15 protein-coding genes are annotated in these 16,432 nt (G+C 68.7%); 10 read left to right on the top strand and 5 right to left on the bottom strand.

Annotation, left to right across the window (positions count from 1 at the left end; genetic code table 11):
• Positions 1-3: 3 nt before the first annotated feature.
• The 4 genes from Dfulv_RS33635 to Dfulv_RS33620 form a co-directional block, all read right to left on the bottom strand.
• Entirely contained in the window at positions 4-861 is an 858-nt protein-coding gene (locus tag Dfulv_RS33635; protein WP_259857839.1) for an alpha/beta fold hydrolase, read from the bottom strand.
• Positions 862-899: 38 nt separating this feature from the next.
• On the bottom strand, positions 900-2,042 hold the full coding sequence (gene hsaA, locus Dfulv_RS33630) for a 3-hydroxy-9,10-secoandrosta-1,3,5(10)-triene-9,17-dione monooxygenase oxygenase subunit (protein ID WP_259857838.1): 1,143 nt from the start codon (positions 2,040-2,042) through the stop codon (positions 900-902).
• A gap of 156 nt (positions 2,043-2,198) precedes the next feature.
• Positions 2,199-3,707, bottom strand: coding sequence for an MDR family MFS transporter (locus Dfulv_RS33625; protein ID WP_259857837.1), 1,509 nt, complete (start codon positions 3,705-3,707; stop codon positions 2,199-2,201).
• 164 nt (positions 3,708-3,871) lie between these two features.
• Entirely contained in the window at positions 3,872-4,651 is a 780-nt protein-coding gene (locus Dfulv_RS33620; protein ID WP_259857836.1) for an IclR family transcriptional regulator, read from the bottom strand.
• Positions 4,652-4,767: 116 nt separating this feature from the next.
• On the opposite strand from Dfulv_RS33620, the gene Dfulv_RS33615 reads away from it, so the two are divergent.
• The 8 genes from Dfulv_RS33615 to Dfulv_RS33580 all read left to right on the top strand — a co-directional run bounded on the left by Dfulv_RS33615 (position 4,768) and on the right by Dfulv_RS33580 (position 13,129).
• Entirely contained in the window at positions 4,768-6,408 is a 1,641-nt protein-coding gene (locus tag Dfulv_RS33615) for an ABC transporter substrate-binding protein (RefSeq protein WP_259857835.1), read from the top strand.
• An 8-nt stretch (positions 6,409-6,416) separates the two neighbouring features.
• Positions 6,417-7,373: an ABC transporter permease gene (locus Dfulv_RS33610; protein ID WP_259857834.1), complete on the top strand. Its 957-nt coding sequence runs from the start codon at positions 6,417-6,419 to the stop codon at positions 7,371-7,373.
• On the top strand, positions 7,370-8,173 hold the full coding sequence (locus Dfulv_RS33605) for an ABC transporter permease (RefSeq protein ID WP_259857833.1): 804 nt from the start codon (positions 7,370-7,372) through the stop codon (positions 8,171-8,173). Before Dfulv_RS33610 ends, Dfulv_RS33605 begins: the two co-directional genes overlap by 4 nt.
• A 23-nt stretch (positions 8,174-8,196) precedes the next feature.
• On the top strand, positions 8,197-9,207 hold the full coding sequence (locus Dfulv_RS33600) for an ABC transporter ATP-binding protein (RefSeq protein ID WP_259857832.1): 1,011 nt from the start codon (positions 8,197-8,199) through the stop codon (positions 9,205-9,207).
• Complete coding sequence (locus Dfulv_RS33595) at positions 9,204-10,193, top strand: ABC transporter ATP-binding protein (RefSeq protein WP_259857831.1); 990 nt, start codon at positions 9,204-9,206, stop codon at positions 10,191-10,193. Before Dfulv_RS33600 ends, Dfulv_RS33595 begins: the two co-directional genes overlap by 4 nt.
• Before the next feature lie 268 nt (positions 10,194-10,461).
• Positions 10,462-11,286, top strand: coding sequence for an acetaldehyde dehydrogenase (acetylating) (locus tag Dfulv_RS33590; protein WP_259868564.1), 825 nt, complete (start codon positions 10,462-10,464; stop codon positions 11,284-11,286).
• A gap of 71 nt (positions 11,287-11,357) precedes the next feature.
• The gene (gene dmpG, locus Dfulv_RS33585) at positions 11,358-12,371 is read left to right on the top strand and encodes a 4-hydroxy-2-oxovalerate aldolase (protein WP_259868561.1); all 1,014 of its coding nucleotides are present in this window, start codon (positions 11,358-11,360) and stop codon (positions 12,369-12,371) included.
• Positions 12,368-13,129 carry a 2-keto-4-pentenoate hydratase gene (locus Dfulv_RS33580; protein WP_259857830.1) on the top strand — a complete coding sequence of 254 codons (762 nt, stop codon included), beginning with the start codon at positions 12,368-12,370 and terminating at the stop codon, positions 13,127-13,129. The genes dmpG and Dfulv_RS33580 overlap by 4 nt, the downstream gene beginning before the upstream one ends.
• Positions 13,130-13,330: 201 nt before the next feature.
• Here the strand turns inward: Dfulv_RS33580 and Dfulv_RS33575 are convergent, their stop codons facing one another.
• Complete coding sequence (locus Dfulv_RS33575) at positions 13,331-13,984, bottom strand: TetR/AcrR family transcriptional regulator (RefSeq protein ID WP_259857829.1); 654 nt, start codon at positions 13,982-13,984, stop codon at positions 13,331-13,333.
• A 234-nt stretch (positions 13,985-14,218) separates the two neighbouring features.
• Between Dfulv_RS33575 and Dfulv_RS33570 the strand changes: the two genes are divergently transcribed.
• Both Dfulv_RS33570 and Dfulv_RS33565 read left to right on the top strand, forming a co-directional pair.
• Positions 14,219-15,565, top strand: a complete 1,347-nt coding sequence (locus tag Dfulv_RS33570) for an MFS transporter (RefSeq protein ID WP_259857828.1) — start codon at positions 14,219-14,221, stop codon at positions 15,563-15,565.
• 107 nt (positions 15,566-15,672) lie between these two features.
• A complete protein-coding gene (locus Dfulv_RS33565) occupies positions 15,673-16,218 on the top strand; it encodes a winged helix-turn-helix domain-containing protein (RefSeq protein ID WP_259857827.1) in 546 nt (181 codons plus the stop codon).
• Positions 16,219-16,432 lie beyond the last annotated feature (214 nt).

Here is a 16,432-nt window from a genome sequence, read left to right as displayed (position 1 = left end):
GGCTCAGCCGGCCGCGAAAAAGTCCTTGGTGATGCGCTCGAACTCCTCGCGCTGCTCGATCATCGCCCAGTGGCCGCACTTCGGGAACACGTGCAGGCGGGCGTTCTCCAGCAGGCGGAAGCCCACGAATGCGCCGTCGAGGGGCTGCACCCGGTCCTCACGGCCCCAGGTGATGAGCACCTCGTGCTTGATCAGGTGGGCTTCGCGCCAGAGCTCGCCCTCGGTGTGGAACTTCTGGTTCGCGACCTGCATGGCCTTCAGCCCGGCCCCGGCCGCCGGGTCGATGGCGGTCCGGAAGCGGTCGGCGATCAGCTCCGGCGTCACCAGGCTCTGGTCGTAGACCATGGACCGCAGGAACGCCTCCATCTTCTCGGGAGTCTTGTCCGCGGCGAGGCTGAACTCCATCAGCCGGCGGATGCCCTCGCTGGGCCGCGGCGCGAACAGGCCGATCGACAGCGCCGAGCCGGGCCCCATCAGCACCAGCCGCTTGGCCCGCGTCGGGTGGGCCAGCACGAACCGGACCGCCACCGAGGCGCCGAGCGAGTTGCCCAGCAGGTGCGCGGACTCCAAGCCGAGCTCGTCCATCAGGGACACCACGGCGTCAGCCGCGTACTGCAGGTAGCTGCGGTCGTACTCGGCCGGGTGACCCGACTTTCCGAACCCCGGCATATCCACCAGGATGGTGCGGAAATGCTCGGCGTAGCCGGAGATGTTGCCCGAGAAGTTGCTCCACGACGAGACGCCGGGGCCCGCGCCGTGTAGCAGGATGAGTGGCGTTCCCGAGCCGAGCTCGTGGTAGTGCAGCGGGTGCCCGTTGAACGTGGTGGTACGGGTGGTCTTGTCATACAGCGCGTCAGGCAACGGTTCCTCCTGCTGGCGATGGGACGGTGGGTGGTAGATCAGAAGCCCTGCTCGGCCAGGGAGAGGCCGAACTTCATCGCGCCGTAGGCCATCAGGATCGGCTCGGCGACGTTGCTGTTGTGCAGGCTGCCGGCGTGGATGTCGCGCCAGGCCCGCTGGATCGGATTGCGCTCGTGCAGGGCCCGGCCGCCCGAGTTGGTGAACACCCGGTCCACGGCCGAGGCGGCGAGCTGGGTCGCCCGCACCTGGTCCAGGCGGCAGCGCACCCGCAGTTCGAGCGGGATCTCCTTGCCGTCCCGAGCGAGGTCGATCATCTCGCCGAGGTCGCGCATCATCTGCAACCGGGCGCCGTCGAGCTCGGCGGCCGCCTCGGCGACCCGAGCCTGGGAGAATGGCTCCTCGGCCACCCGTGAACCCTTCGAGATGCGGGTGCGCTCGGCCGTCCAGGCGATGTGCTCGTCCAGCGCGCCCTGGGCCGCGCCCAGCAGCGGCGCGGTGATGCCCCAGCTGAACACCGCGCCGAACGGCAGCGCGAAGATGGGCGAGGTGCTGGTCTCGCTGCCCGAGGTGAAGGCATGGGTGCGGTGCTCGGGCACAAACGCGTTGTCCACCACCACGTCGTTGCTGCCGGTGCCGCGCAGGCCCGCGACGTGCCAGACGTCCTCGACCGTGTAGTCGGTGCGGGGCAGCAGGAAGCACAGCCGGCGCACCGTTCCGTCGGGTTCGGTCGCGGCGCCACCGACGATGACCCAGGTGCAGTGGTCGGAGCCGGACGAGAACGACCACCGGCCCGAAAGCCGGTAGCCACCGTCGACGATCTCCACCTGGCCGCGCGGGGTGTAGGAGGAGCTGATCAGCACGTCCTGGTCGGTGCCCCAGACCTCCTCCTGGGCCTGGCGCGGCATGAGCCCGACCTGCCAGTTGTGCACCCCCACGACCGCGAACACCCACCCTGTTGACGGGCAGGCCGATCCGATGATCATCGCGGCTTCCATGAAGACCCGCGGGTCGACCTCGAGGCCGCCGTACGCGGCCGGCTGCAACGTCCGGAACAGGCCGGCGGACTTCAGCTCGGCGATGGTCTCCTCCGGAATGCGCCGCGCCTGCTCGGCGGCGAAGGCACGCTCGCGAAGGGTCGGGGCCATGGCGCGGGCCTTGTCCAGCAGATCTTCGGGGTTCATCCCGACCTCCTTCTCGAGGGCTGTGCGCCCACTCTTCCTGCGAAGTTGCGATCTTGTCTAGCAGTGGTCCCGATCAGCGGCACATTCCCGTTCTCTCCGCCCTCGCCACACCTGGACCTGGCGCGCGAGGCCGCCTATTGTGGGTTGACTGATCGGTCAGTCGGACGCGGCGGTGCGAGCTGTCTGCGCGCTTGCCTTGGTGCGCAATGGAATCTCCCGGATGAAGAATGTGGCCACGAACCCCACCGCCATCACTGCGGTCGCCCACAGGTAGACGTCCTGCAATGCCATCGCGAAACCCGTCACCAGGTCGGTACGCAGCTCCGCCGGCAGTGCCGCGATCTGGTCGCGGGTCAGGTCGGCCGCGTCGCCGCCGAACGGCTCGGGCAACGTGCTTTCCAGCCTGGCCGCGAACATGGCGCCGAAGAACGCCACCCCGACCGAGGCCCCGATCTGGCGGACGAACGTGATGGTGGAGGTGGCGACGCCCAGATCGGCCTCGCCGACAGAGTTCTGTCCGGCCAGCATGAGGATCTGGTTCACCGTGCCGAGCCCCATGCCCAGCGCCGCCATGCCCAGCGCCTGCACCGGATAGGGCGTGTCAGGCTCCATTGTGGACAGCAGGAGCAGGCCGCATGTCATCAGCGCCGTGCCCACCACCGGGAACACCTTGTACCGTCCCCGCCGCACCAACAGCCGGCCGGTGAGGAACGAGGCGAGCACCAGGGAGGTCATCACCGGGACCATCTTCAGCCCTGAGACCGTCGGCGTCTCGCCGTCGACGACCTGGAGGAACAAGGGCAGGAACGTGACCGCGCCGAGTGTCGCGAAGCCAACGAGAAACGCGGTGCTGCAGGCTAGCCGGAACACCGACGACTCGAACAGCCGCAACGGAAGCACCGGTTCGGCCACCCGGCGTTGCACCATCACGAACAACATCACCACCAGACCCAGAGCCACCAACGCCACCAACAGCCCCACCGGGTTCCAGCGGCCGCCGGTGACCCAGGTGGTCAGCAGTACGATGCCGCCGGCGCCCGACGAGAGCAGGGCCGCGCCCAGCCAGTCGATGCGCGCCGACGGTCGGCGCCGGGGCAGTTTCAGCACCAGTGACGACACCACCAGCGCGGCGATACTGACGGGCAGGTTGAGGTAGAACACCCAGCGCCAGGACAGGTGTTCGGTGAGAATGCCACCCACCAACGGCCCCACCACCGAGGCGAAGGCCCAGACCGAGCCGATGTAGCCCTGGTAGCGTCCCCGCACCGCAGGCGCCACCAGGTCGGCGATGATGGCCTGGGCCCCGACGATGACGCCGCCGGAGCCGATGCCCTGCACCGCGCGGAACGCCACCATCTGGCTCATCGAGCCGGCCAGCCCTGACAGCACCGAGCCGACCAGGAAGATGCCGATGGCGACCTGGAACAACAGCTTGCGCCCGTAGAGGTCACCCAGCTTGCCGTAGATCGGAGTGGCGACTGTGGACGCGAGCAGATAGGCGGTGACCACCCATGAGAGCTGGGCCAGCCCACCGAGGTCGGACACAATCGTCGGCAGCGCAGTGGTCACGATGTTCTGGTCCAGTGCGGCGACGAACATGCCTGACATCAACCCGAGCAGCACCACCATGATCTGGCGGTGCGACAGGGGAGTGGCGTTGGTCATGGAGTCAGCGTGCCGAACCGAGCGCCGCTCGGCCCGGCCCCGTTCCAGCCACCGGCACACTTCGCCCAGCGGCCAGACCGCTCAGGGCGCCGCAGCGTCCGCCGCCCAGCAGCGCCCGGCCGTCGCCTGCGCCAGACAGGGTTGCACGGGATCTGGGCCGACGCTCAGGTAGCGAGGCCAAGAGACATCCGGCCGGCGCCGAGAGTGCGGGAGATGCCGTGGGCGGCGGTGGTCACGGCGGGGGCGAGGGCGTCCATGCGGGTGCGGGTGGCCCGACCAGTGACCGAGATGGCAGCGACCACCTTGCGGTCGTGGCCGAAGATGGGGGCCGCGACGCAGTTGATGCCGACGCTGGCCTCCTCGCGGTCGAAGGCGAAGCCGTTGGCGGCGATGGTCTGCAGTTCGCGGCGGAGCCGGATCGGCGAGGTGATGGTGGCCTGGGTGCGGCTGACGAGACCATGACTGATCACTCGGTCGAACAGGTCCACCGGGGAGAAAGCGAGCAGCACCTTGCCGAGGCCGGTGCAGTAGAGCGGCATCCGTCCGCCCACCTGGGACAGGTCCGTGATGCGGTCGTGGCCCCGGATCTTCTCCACGTAGAGCACGTCGAGGTCCTTGTGCACGGCCAGGTGCACGCTCACGTGGGTACTCTCGTAGAGGTCCTCCATGTATGGCAGGGCGGTCTCACGGAGCTCGTAGCGCATGGAGCTGTGCCCGGCGAGCTCGAAGATGCGGGTGCCCAGCGCGTAGCGGCCGTGCTCGTAGGTGAGCCAGCCAAGTTCCATCATCTGCTTGGCGGTGCGGTGCACGGTGGACTTGGGCAGACCGGTGCGCATCACGATGGCGGACAGAGTGAGATGCCGGTGCCGGGGGCCGAACGCACCCAGGAGCGCGTTGGCGCGCTGCAGCACGGACTCGTTGCTCTGATCCGGTTGGCTCCGCATCTTCGCGAGCGTAAACCACATCTCGGTTCGTGTTGCGGGGTCGTTACGCTGTCGTAACACGAAGATGACGGATGGCTCAGAACCCGTGCCACTGGCCGGAATCCGTTATGGGCACCATGGCTGGGCTCGTGGAAACTCGTGGCACCTTAGAGGCCCGTTTCGGACGACGCTTCTGTAGCCGGCCTTGGAAGCCCTGTCGCGCGGAGGTTGCAATGCGAACTCGGATTCGATCACTCCTGGTGGTCGGACTGGCCGTGGCGTTCGTCGCGGCGTGCAGCTCGGGCGGAGGCTCGACAACCGGTGACACAACCACGACACCCTTTGACCGCAACGCGACGTTGCGCTTTGGCTTCTCCGTTTCGCCGACAACGTGGGATCCGCACAAGCTTGCCCAGGATTACAACAACTTAGCGATCTTTCCCGTCTATGACCGAATCCTCGACACAGACCCCGATGGCAAGGTGATCGCAGGCCTGGCGGAGAAGTGGGAGTTCAGCTCCGACGGTCTGACCCTGACCCTGACGATGCGTGACGGAGCCAAGTTCCACGACGGCAGCGCGGTGGACGCCGCCTCCGTCAAGGCCAACCTCGACGCCGAGATCTCCGGTCAGGGCATGCTCGCCGCCCCGCTGCTGAAGGTCATCAGCGACGTCACGGTGAGCGACCCGAAGACGGTCAAGCTGACCCTCAAGAGCCAGGCGGCCTACCTGCCGTCGGTGCTCGCCAACCGCGCGGGCGCCCTGGTGTGCCCGAGCATGCTGACCGCCGCCTCACTCGAGACTCAGCCGTGCGGCGCCGGCCCGTTCAAGGTGACCCTTTCCCGGCAGAACGACCGCATTGTCTACGAACGCTTCGAGGATTACTGGAACGTCAAGGACGTCCAGATCAAGACGCTGGAGATGACGATCCAGCCGGCCGAGGCGACCCGGCTCTCGTCGTTCCAGTCCGGCCAGCTCGACGCGACCTACATGAACGCGGCCACCATCGACAGCGCGAAGCGGGCCGGCGTGGCCGTGGACCCGCAGACGACGTTCACGTGGTACGGCATCTTCGTCAACTGGAGCAAGGGCGACCTCGGCAACCCGGCGGTGCGCCAAGCGATCAATCTCGCCATCGACCGTAAGTCCATCATCGACCGACTTTCGTTCGGTTACGCCTCGGACTACCAGCAGCCGTTCCCGCCGAACTACTTCGCCAACAACAAGGACCTCAAGTCTCCGTACTGGACATACGACCCGAACAAGGCCAAGGAACTCCTGGCGGGCGCCGGGCTGACCGACAAGGTCTCGTTCACCTGCGAGCTGGCCAACTCCAACGCCTTCCCGGACATCGCCGCCGCCGTGCAGCAGCAGCTGGCCGCGGTCGGCATCAAGATGAACTACACCACGGCCACCACCCAGGCGGTCACCCAGAACTACTTCATCGAGGGCAAAACCGACTGCACGTTCGGCGCCTACTCCGGCGTGACGGACCCGTCCCTGGCGCTGCAGCAGCTGTTCGCCCCGGACGGATCCCTGAACGGCTCCCACACATGGCTCAAGCCGGAATTCCAGACAATGTACGAAGCGACGCTGCGTCCTGGTGACCAGCGCGACGCCGCGATCCACACCATGGTGAAGTCCGTCATGGAGGAGGCCGCCGTGATCCCGTTGTTCTACCCGCAACGCTCCTACATCGCCAAGCCGAAGGTGAAGGGTCTGGAGAAGTTCCCCGTGGACACCACGACCCGGTTCATCAACCTCGGTCTGGCCCAGTGAGATAGCCCATGCTGCAGACCCTGCTGCGCCGGCTGGTCCGGCTGGTCCCGACCCTCATCCTGGTCTCGGTGGCAACGTTCTCGCTCACCTACCTCGTGCCGGGCGACCCGGCGATCACCCTCGCCGGGGACGCTCCGACGCCGGAACGGATCGCCGAGATCCGGGCCGATCTGGGGCTCCACCGACCGGTCGTCGTCCAGTACTTCGACTGGGTGGGGGGCGTGGTCACCGGCGACTTCGGACACTCCATCTACGGCGGCGCGGACACCGTCGCCGACCTGATCGTCCAGAAGCTGCCGGTAGACATCTCACTGGCAATCGGTGGTCTGCTGGTCGCACTGCTCGTCGGGGTGCCACTCGGCATCCTGGCGGCGGTGCGGCGCGGGTCCATTGTGGACCGTATCGTCACTGCCTTCACCTCCGTCTCGGTGGCGCTGCCCAGCTACTGGATCGCCCTGTTGCTGGTGCTGCTCTTCGCGGTGAACCTGCGCTGGCTGCCGGCGTCGGGCTACACCCCTCCGACCGAAGACCCGGTCGCCTGGGTCCGCGGCCTGGTGCTGCCCTCGATCGCGATCGGACTGGCCATGACGGCCGAGCTCGCCCGGCAGCTGCGCACCGCCCTGGTCGACGTGCTCGACCAGCAGTACGTCCGCACCGCCCGGGCCAAGGGCCTACGGGCGTGGGTGGTCATCGGCAAGCACGCGATGAAGAACGCCGCCATCACGCCGCTGACCATCCTCGGCCTGCAGATCGCCTCGATCCTGGGCGGTGCGGTCATCATCGAGCAAATCTTCGGCCTGCCGGGGCTCGGCCAGCTCGCCATCGAGGCGGTGTTGCAACGCGACATCCCTGTGATCCAGGGCGTCGTGATGACGGCGGTGCTGGTGGTCGTGGTCTGCAACCTGCTTGTGGACCTCTCCTACATCTGGCTCAACCCAAGAGCGCGGAGGTATCCCCCCGGATGACCATCCTGAGACGACCGTCCGTCGCGATATCACTGACCGTGCTGGGCCTGCTCGCCCTGGCGGCGATCCTGGCCCCGGTGCTGCCGCTGGCCGACCCGCTGCAGGGCGACCTGATGCGCAGCCTGGAGGGACCCTCGGCGCAACACCTGCTCGGCACCGACACCCTGGGCCGCGACGTGCTCAGCCGGATGATCTACGCCACCCGGGTGTCGCTCGTCGTGGCCGCCGGCGCCGTGCTGGTGGCCCTGCTGGTCGGCGCCGTGCTGGGCATGCTCGCCGGTTACTTCGGCGGGAAGTTCGACAGCCTCATCTCCTTCATCACCGACGCCTATCTCGCGTTCCCGCCGATCCTGCTGGCCATCGCGGTGCTGGGTGCGTTGGGCCGCGGCACGGTCAACACCGTGGGCGCCATCGCGTTCATCTTCGTGCCCCGGTTCATCCGGGTGGCCCGGGGAGCGGTGGTGGCCCGGCGCGGCGAGGTCTACATCGACGCCGCACACGTCATCGGGGCGTCGACGCCCTGGATCATCCGCAGGCACGTGCTGCCCAACATCGCCGCCCCGATCATCGTGCAGGCGGCGCTGGCGGCCGGGTTCGCGATGCTGGCCGAGGCCAGCCTGAGCTTCCTGGGCCTGGGCGTGCAGGCGCCGGCGGCGAGCTGGGGATCGATGCTGGGTGACGCATCTCAGCAGATCTACCGCCAACCGCTGCTGATGATCTGGCCCGGCCTGGCCATCGCCGTCTGTGTGTTCTGTTTCAACCTCATCGGCGAGGCGATGCGGGATGCGATGCGGGCATGACCACAGTGGAAGGACGGACTGGCATGACTGAGGTGCTCCGGGTCGACCGGTTGCACGTCGACGCCCGGGTCGGCCAGAAGTGGCTGCCGGTGGTCACCGACGTGTCGTTCGCGGTGCGCGCCGGTGAGATTATGGGCCTGGTCGGCGAGTCGGGATCGGGCAAGACGGTGACCTGCCTGTCGGTGCTCGGGTTGTTGCCCCGCACCGACGTGCGGGTCCGAACGGGTGCGATCTGGTTCCACGACCGGGACCTGACCGCGATCAGCCGGCGCGACCTTGAGGACACGCGGGGCCGCAGCATCGCGATGATCCCGCAGGAGCCGTCGGCGAGTCTCAACCCGGCCTTCACCGTCGGCGACCAGATGACCGAGATCCTGCGCCGACACGAGAAGCTCGGCCGGGCCGAGGCGCGCCGGCGGGCGGCTGGCCTGCTCGACGAGGTCGGCATCCCGGCCGCGGCGAGCCGGCTCGACGACTACCCGCACCACTTCTCCGGCGGCATGTGCCAGCGGGTGCTCATCGCGATGGCGCTGGCCTGCAACCCCGAGATCATCATCGCGGACGAGCCGACCACCGCCCTCGATGTCACGGTGCAGGCGCAGATCCTGCGTCTGATCCGGGAGAAGGCGGCCCAGCACAACGCCGCCGTGCTGCTGGTGACCCACGACATGGGCGTGGTCGCCGAGGTCTGCGACCGGGTGGTGGTGATGTACGCGGGCCAGATCGTCGAGTCCGCCGACATCATCCCGATCTTCCACCGGCCCCGGCATCCCTATACCGAACGGCTGTTGGCCGCGACACCCCGGATGATGCAGCCCGACGAGACCGACCTGCCCGGGTTCGCCTACATCCCTGGGTCGATGCCCCGGCCGGGCACCTATGCCACCGGCTGTCGGTTCGGGCCGCGCTGCGCGTTCCACGAGGAGCGCTGCGACGCGGCCGAGGTGCCGCTGCGCACCCTGCCCGAAGGCAACCTGGCCCGGTGCGTCCGGACCGACGAGCTCGACCTGGCCGAGACTAGGAGCCGCGCGTGAGCACGCAACAGCCGGTGCTGGAGGTCCGCGACCTCTCGGTCAGCTTCGTCCGCAGGAGTCTGATTCCATCCCGACGGCAGATCTCGTACGTGGTCGACTCCATCGACCTCACCGTCCACAGAGGTCGGACGCTCGGCCTGGTCGGCGAGTCAGGATCGGGAAAGTCCACCACCGCGAAGGCGATCGTACGGCTGGCGCCGGCGCGCTCGGGTTCGGTGAAGCTCAACGGCGTGGACCTGTTGAGCCTGCGCGGGGAGGAGCTCAAGCAGGCGCGGCGCCGGGTGCAGATGGTGTTCCAGGATCCCTACTCCTCCCTCGACCCGACCATGACGGTGGCCGAGTGCATCGCCGAGCCGTTGGAGGTGCACCGGATCGGGGCCCGCGCGAAGCGCCGGGACGCCGTGCTCGACCTGCTCGAGCAGGTCGGGCTGCCGGTGTCGATGGCCGACCTGATGCCGTCGCAGCTTTCCGGCGGCCAGCGCCAGCGGGTCGCGATCGCCCGGGCGATCTGCCTGCACCCCGACCTGGTGCTGTGTGATGAGCCGGTCAGCGCGCTGGACGTGTCGACGCAGAACCGGATCCTGCAGATGCTGGCCGACCTGCGCGGGACCCACGGCATCTCGTTCGTGCTGATCAGCCACAACCTGGCCGCGGTGCAGCAGTTGGCCGACGAGGTGGCGGTGATGTACTGCGGCACGATCGTCGAGCGCGGGCCGGCCCGAAACGTGACCGGGCTGCCGAAGCACCCCTACACCCAGGCCCTGGTCGCCGCGGTCCCCTATCCGGACCCGGAGGTGCAGCGCATGCGGGAGCGCGTGGTACTCAGCGGTGATCCGGCGAACCCGGCCAACCGCCCGACCGGATGCGTCTTCCAGAGTCGCTGCCCGCAGGTGCTGCCGGTGTGCCGGACCAAAGCGCCGGTACTGACCGACGACGGCAGCGGACGCAGCGTGGCCTGCCACCTGTACCAGCCGATCGTTGGCTAGCCCGAAGGTACTTCGTTCGCCTCTCCAATGCGCCGAGCCGTTTCTCCTACTCGTCGCGGATGTTCAGGTGCCCGGCTCCTCGTACCTTCGGCCTAGAGAAAGCATCCCGCTGGCTGGCACACCCGGCCCGATCCGGACGGAAATGTCGACAGAATTTTCCCGTGAATCGAAGCCCTACGGCGCCACCGTGGGCACCAGACACGCAGGAGGGCGAGTGCAAGCGCTGACTGCCGCGATCGTGGGATCGGGCAATATCGCGACCGACCTGATGTTCAAACTATTGCGTTCGGAGGTCATCGCGCCCCGGTGGATGGTGGGTGTCGACCCGAGCAGCGATGGGTTGCGCCGGGCGGCCGACCACGGTCTGGCCACCTCCGCCGGCGGCGTTGACTGGCTGCTCGGTCTGGAGGAGAAGCCGGACCTGGTGTTCGAGGCCACCTCGGCCTACGCCCATAAGGAGAACGCGCCGCGCTACCGGGCCGCCGGGATCCGGGCCATCGATCTCACCCCGGCCGCGATCGGTCCCTACGTTGTGCCCACCGTCAACCTGACCGAGCACATCGGACTCGACAACGTGAACATGGTGACCTGCGGCGGCCAGGCGACCATCCCGATGGTGGCCGCGGTCTCCCGGGTCGTGCCGGTGCGGTACGCCGAGATCGTCGCCTCGGTGGCCTCGCTCGCCGCGGGGCCGGGCACCCGGGCCAACATCGACGAGTTCACCCGCACCACCGCCAGTGCGGTGGCCCGGCTCGGCGGGGCCGCGAACGGCAAGGCGATCATCGTGCTGAACCCGGCCGAGCCGTCGGTCATCATGCGCGACACGGTCTTCGTGTCCATTCCGGACGATGCCGACACCGACGCGATCGCCCGCTCGGTGCGTGACATGGAGGCCGCGGTGCAGTCCTATGTGCCCGGCTACCGGCTGACCGCCGAGCCCCAGTTCTTCGACGGCCGGGTCGCCATCTTCCTCGAGGTTGAGGGCGCCGGCGACTATTTCCCGCCCTACGCGGGCAACCTCGACATCATGACCGCGGCAGCGACCAAGGTAGGCGAGGAGATCGCCCGCTCGATGCTCGCCGCCCGCGCCTGAGCGACCGCCAGAAAGGGACAACGGACGTGGCCTATTCCGCAGAGCTCGACATCCGCGTCACGGACAGCTGCATGCGTGACGGTTCACACGCCATCGCGCACCAGTTCGACGAGAAGTCGGTACGCGACATGGTGGTGGCGCTCGACGAGGCACGGGTTCCGGTGCTTGAGGTCGCCCACGGTGACGGCCTGGGCGGCTCCTCGTTCAACTACGGGTTCTCCAAGGTGGACGAGAAGAAGCTGATCCGGATCGCGGTCGACAACGTGAGCTTCAGCAAGATCGCCTGCCTTATCCTGCCCGGCGTGGGAACAGTCGACGACATCCGGGCGGTGCACGACATGGGCGTGCGCATCGTTCGGGTCGCCACCCATTGCACCGAGGCGAACATCTCGCCGCAGCACTTCGGCATCGCCCGGGATCTCGGCCTGGAGACGGTCGGGTTCCTGATGATGGCCCACTCGATCCCGCCCGAACAGCTGGCCGAGCAGGCCCGCATCATGGCCGACGCCGGCTGCCAGTGTGTCTACGTGGTCGACTCGGCCGGCGCCCTGGTCATGGAGGACGTGTCCGACCGGGTCAGCGCGCTGCGGGCGGCGCTGGGTGACGACGCCCAGGTCGGGTTCCACGGGCACCAGAACCTGTCCCTGGCGGTGGCCAACTCGCTGCTGGCGATCCGGGCCGGCGCGCAGCAGATCGACGGCTGCACCAGGGCTTTCGGCGCCGGCGCGGGCAACACCCCGACCGAGGTGCTGGCCGCGGTCTGCGAGCGTATCGGGATCCGGACCGGAATCGACGTGTTCAAGATAGTCGACGCGGCCGAAGAAGTGGTGCGGCCGGTGATGGAGGCCGAGCCCGTGGTGGACCGGATGAGCCTGCTGATGGGCTATGCCGGGGTCTACTCGAGCTTCCTGCGCCACGCTAACCGGGCCGCCGAACGCTACGGGGTGCCCGGGCCGGAGATCCTGCTGCGAGCCGGGCAACGCCGGCTGGTCGGTGGTCAGGAGGACCTGCTGCTCGACATCGCGCTCGAGATAGCTGCCGAGCAGAAGGCGGCCGGAGCCGGAAACGGCGCGGTGGCGCCGTGAACCTCGCCGAGGCGGCCGCCCGGTTGCGGGAGGCGACCCGCACCCGGGTGCCGATCGAACCGCTCACGGTCACCTATCCCGACCTCACCGTCGACGACGCGTGGCGGATCCAGGCCATCAACATCGACCTGCTCCGCCACGACGGCCGGGTAATCAACGGCTACAAGGTGGGGCTCACCTCGGCGGCCATGCAACAGCAGATGGGCGTGGACGAGCCGGACTTCGGCGTGCTGCTCGACCACATGCTGCTGCCCGGCGTGATGGTGGCCGACGAGTTCGTGCAGCCGCGGATCGAGGCCGAGATCGCGCTGGTGCTGGGCGCGGACCTGCCGGCCGACGCCACCGCCGCCGACGTGCTCGCCGCGACCGCGCAGGTGTTCCCGTCGATCGAGATCATCGACAGCCGGGTCGCGAACTGGAAGCTGTCCCTTGTGGACACCGTGGCCGACAACGCGTCGTCCGGAGCCTACGTGCTGGGCCCGGCTTCGCCGCTGACCGGGCTCGACCTCGCCGCGGTGGAGGTGACCGTGACCGTCAACGGTGAGGTCGTCGACCGTGGTCTGGGTGCGGCCGCGCTGGGCCACCCGGCTGACGCGGCCGCCTGGCTGGCCCGACGGCTGGCCGGCTTCGGACAGACCCTCACCGCAGGCAGTGTGGTGATGACCGGCTCCCTGCACGCCTCCCTGCCGGTCACCCGGGGCGACCGGGTCGCCGCGAGCTTCACCGATCTCGGCGACGTCACCCTCGACGTCCGCTGATTCCCTGACCCCGCGAGTGGGAACGCCGCGCCTTCGGGCGGTTGGTGGGCTCTCCCGTGGTTTCACCACCGGTGCCATCGTCGCACCGAGTTCATGCCCCAGGTGACCGGACGTTCGGCGGCCGCCGGCGAAAGCGCGGGCTTCGCCGGCGGCCCCGGGCTGTGTGCGGGACTCAGGTAGAGGGCACCGAGCCTGCTGCCGTCACCGCTGGCGTAGACCGTCCATCAGCAGGGTGAGCAGGCGTTCGACCCGGTTGGGGTCGGCCGGGCCGCGGTCGGTGGCCCAGGCGATGCCGGTGGCCTGGATGAGCAGGTCGATGGCGTTGACGTCGGAGCGCACCGCGCCGGTGCGCTGGGCCTCGGTGAGCAGCCGGGTGGCCGCGGCCTGGATGATGCTGCACGAGTTCTGCAGGGGACCGGTCGGTTCGCGCAGCGAGGCCAGCACCGAGCCGGGCAGGACCTGGAACGACTGGGTGTAGGCGACGAACTCGCGCAGCCAGATGCCCAGGGCCTCGGCCGGGTCGGTGCTGGCCGGGTCCGGCTCGTTCGCGGCCAGCTGCTCGAAGCGTTCACGAACGACCGCCTCGATCAGCGCTTCCCGGGTCGGGAAGTGTCGGTAGAGGGTCGCGTTGCCCACGTTGGCGCGCTGCGCGATGCCGTCGAGCGAGGCCTCGGTGCCGTGTTCGCGGAATGCCTCGGTGGCCGCGGCGACCAGCCGTTCGTAGTTGCGGCGCGCGTCGGCGCGGGCGCCCCGTCGTGCCGTGGTCGTGCCCGCGGGCGCCGGTGCCTGCGCCGACGGGGTGGCGGTGACCGCGGCGGGGGCAGTGCGGGCCGCCGGGCCGCGACGTGCGGCCATTAGCGCCGTCCTGCTTGCAAAACGGGGAACATCCCCCTATCGTACATCACATAAACGGGGACTCTCCCCGTTAGCGTCGGAGCTGATCTCCGCCCTCCGCGTCGCCGTCGGCCCGCGGCACATCCGCATGTGAGGATCTTCATGCCTGCTTCCACCACCACGCCCACCACGGCTGCGTCGGGACGTGATGCCGGACGGCTCGGCAATCATCCGGGAGTCATCCTCGCCCTCCTCGTGACCTGTTATCTGATGATCATCGTCGACAACAACGTGGTGACCATCGCGCTGCCGCAGATCCAGTCCAGCCTGCACATGTCCGCGACCGGCCTGTCCTGGGTGCTCAGCTCCTACACGCTGACCTTCGGCGGTCTGCTGCTGCTCGGTGGCCGGGCCGGTGACGTGTTCGGCCGGCGCCGCGTCTTCGTGACCGGGGTGGTCCTGTTCACGGTCAGCTCGCTGCTGGGCGGTCTGGCGACCACGGCGTGGTGGCTCCTGGCCGCTCGCGCCGTGCAGGGCCTCGGTGCCGCGCTGGCGTCCCCGGGCGCGATGGCGTTGCTGATGACCAACTTCAAGGAGGGTCCCGCCCGCAATCGGGCGCTGGCGGTGTACTCCACGCTCGCGGGCCTCGGCATGGCGATCGGCATGATCCTCGGCGGCCTGCTGACGGAGTGGACGTCGTGGCGCTGGGTGCTGTTCATCAACGTGCCGTTCGGTGCCGTCGTCGCTGTCCTGACGCCGATCTACATCGCCGACCCGGAACGCCACCGCGGTCGCATCGACATCATCGGTGCGTTGACCGGCACCGCCGCCATCGCCGCGCTGGTGTACGGGTTCATCCGGGCCTCCGAGGTCGGCTGGGGTGATGCGCTGACACTGACCGCCTTCGCCGCGGCCGTTGTGCTGCTGGCGGTGTTCCTGCTGGTTCAGCGGCGCGTCCCGCATCCGACGGTGCCGCTGCAGCTGTTCGCCGACCGCAACCGGGCGGCCGGCTACGCCACCGTGCTGCTGGCCATGGCGTGCCTGTTCGGCGTGCTGTTCTTCATCTCCCAGTTCCTGCAGAACATCCTCGGATACTCGGCGCTGCAGGCCGGCCTGGCCTTCCTGCCCATGGCGGTCGGCATGTTCGGCATGTCCCGCTTCACGCCCAGGCTGCTGCCCCGGGTCGGTGCGTTGCGGCTGATCCTGATCGGGTTGGCGGTGGTGGCCGGCGGTGCGGGGTGGCTGTCGCAGCTCGACGAACACACCGCCTACGCGCCCGGCCTGCTGGTGCCGATGCTCATGCTCGGTGTCGGCATCGGCACGTTCCTGATGCCGCTCACCGCCCTGATCCTCGGCGGCGTTGCGCCCCGTGACTCGGGGGCGGCCGCCGGGACCATGCAGACGATGCAGCAGGTCGGTGGGTCGCTCGGGCTGGCGATCCTGGTTACGGTCTACGGCACGACGCTCCGCCTGGGTGGCGCGCAGACCCCGTCGCTGATCGCGCACGCCATGGGCAACGCCTTCATCGCCGCCACGGTCAGCGTGGTGCTGGCCCTCGTCCTCGTCGCCATCGTGATCCGACCCAACCGGCCCCGGGCCTGACCGGGAGGGTCGCCGCACGAACGCGACGCACCACATTTGCATACAGGTAGCCGTGTCGCGATGCATCTGCTGCGACACGGCCTGCCGCGACGCTGGGGGAGCGGGCGGTGACCGAGGAAGCTGTCGAGTTCGTGCGCTGGCCCAGGGAGACCGGGCGGCGTCAGCACTTCGAGGCGCGGGGCGTTCTGCGGATACTGCTCGTTGACAGCGACGCCGCCGCGCCGATCTGCGCGGACCCACGCGAGGACTGGGTGCGGGTGCCGGTGTCCCGTCAGGATCTGCTGGCCCGGATGACCGCGCTGCGCATCCGGGCCCAGGCGCAGAGCCGGCCCTGTCTGACCCCCGGCGGGCTGCTCCGGATGAGCGGCCGGTCGGTGCCGGTTTCTCCCACCGAGTGCGGCGTGCTCGAGCTGTTCGTCGCCGGATACGGTCACGTGGTCAACCGTGCGGCGCTGGAGGAGCGGATCACCCGGGTCGCCGCGGCCCCGGCGACTCGCAATGCGCTCGACCTGCACATCAAGCGCCTCCGTCGACGGGTCGAAGGGCTCGGCCTGCAGATCACCACCGTGCGCGGGCACGGATACATCCTGCAGGCGTCCGGCCCTTCCCGGGCAGTGATCGATACGGCGGATCGGCAGTCGACCGGTGACTGAGGACAATTCTGTTCGTCATCTGTCAACGCCTTCAGCGCGTCCAATACGTGACCTGAGCTGTCGATACGCCCACTTCAGCAGGGTCGATACTCTATCTAATGAGTCGGAAAAGTTGACAATTTCGAGTCCGGCTGACTAGATTTTTGTGCATCGATTCAAGCGGCCCCGGGGAATCGGCCTTCTCGGCGTGGGACCGTCGAAACGGGGATTTGCA

The organism is Dactylosporangium fulvum (assembly GCF_025137375.1).
Taxonomy (GTDB): domain Bacteria; phylum Actinomycetota; class Actinomycetes; order Mycobacteriales; family Micromonosporaceae; genus Dactylosporangium; species Dactylosporangium fulvum.
The sequence above is the reverse complement of the archived record's forward strand: the minus strand, read 5'-3'. Positions and strand labels throughout refer to the sequence as shown.

What these genes read in the sequence shown, in the direction of transcription:
- hsaA (WP_259857838.1), bottom strand. Translation starts at nt 2,042, where the DNA reads ATGAACCCCGAAGATCTGCTGGACAAGGCCCGCGCCATGGCCCCGACC.
- Dfulv_RS33625 (WP_259857837.1), bottom strand. Translation starts at nt 3,707, where the DNA reads ATGACCAACGCCACTCCCCTGTCGCACCGCCAGATCATGGTGGTGCTG.
- Dfulv_RS33620 (WP_259857836.1), bottom strand. Translation starts at nt 4,651, where the DNA reads ATGCGGAGCCAACCGGATCAGAGCAACGAGTCCGTGCTGCAGCGCGCC.
- Dfulv_RS33615 (WP_259857835.1), top strand. Translation starts at nt 4,768, where the DNA reads ATGGCTGGGCTCGTGGAAACTCGTGGCACCTTAGAGGCCCGTTTCGGA.
- Dfulv_RS33610 (WP_259857834.1), top strand. Translation starts at nt 6,417, where the DNA reads ATGCTGCAGACCCTGCTGCGCCGGCTGGTCCGGCTGGTCCCGACCCTC.
- Dfulv_RS33605 (WP_259857833.1), top strand. Translation starts at nt 7,370, where the DNA reads ATGACCATCCTGAGACGACCGTCCGTCGCGATATCACTGACCGTGCTG.
- Dfulv_RS33600 (WP_259857832.1), top strand. Translation starts at nt 8,197, where the DNA reads ATGACTGAGGTGCTCCGGGTCGACCGGTTGCACGTCGACGCCCGGGTC.
- Dfulv_RS33590 (WP_259868564.1), top strand. Translation starts at nt 10,462, where the DNA reads ATGTTCAAACTATTGCGTTCGGAGGTCATCGCGCCCCGGTGGATGGTG.
- dmpG (WP_259868561.1), top strand. Translation starts at nt 11,358, where the DNA reads ATGCGTGACGGTTCACACGCCATCGCGCACCAGTTCGACGAGAAGTCG.
- Dfulv_RS33575 (WP_259857829.1), bottom strand. Translation starts at nt 13,984, where the DNA reads ATGGCCGCACGTCGCGGCCCGGCGGCCCGCACTGCCCCCGCCGCGGTC.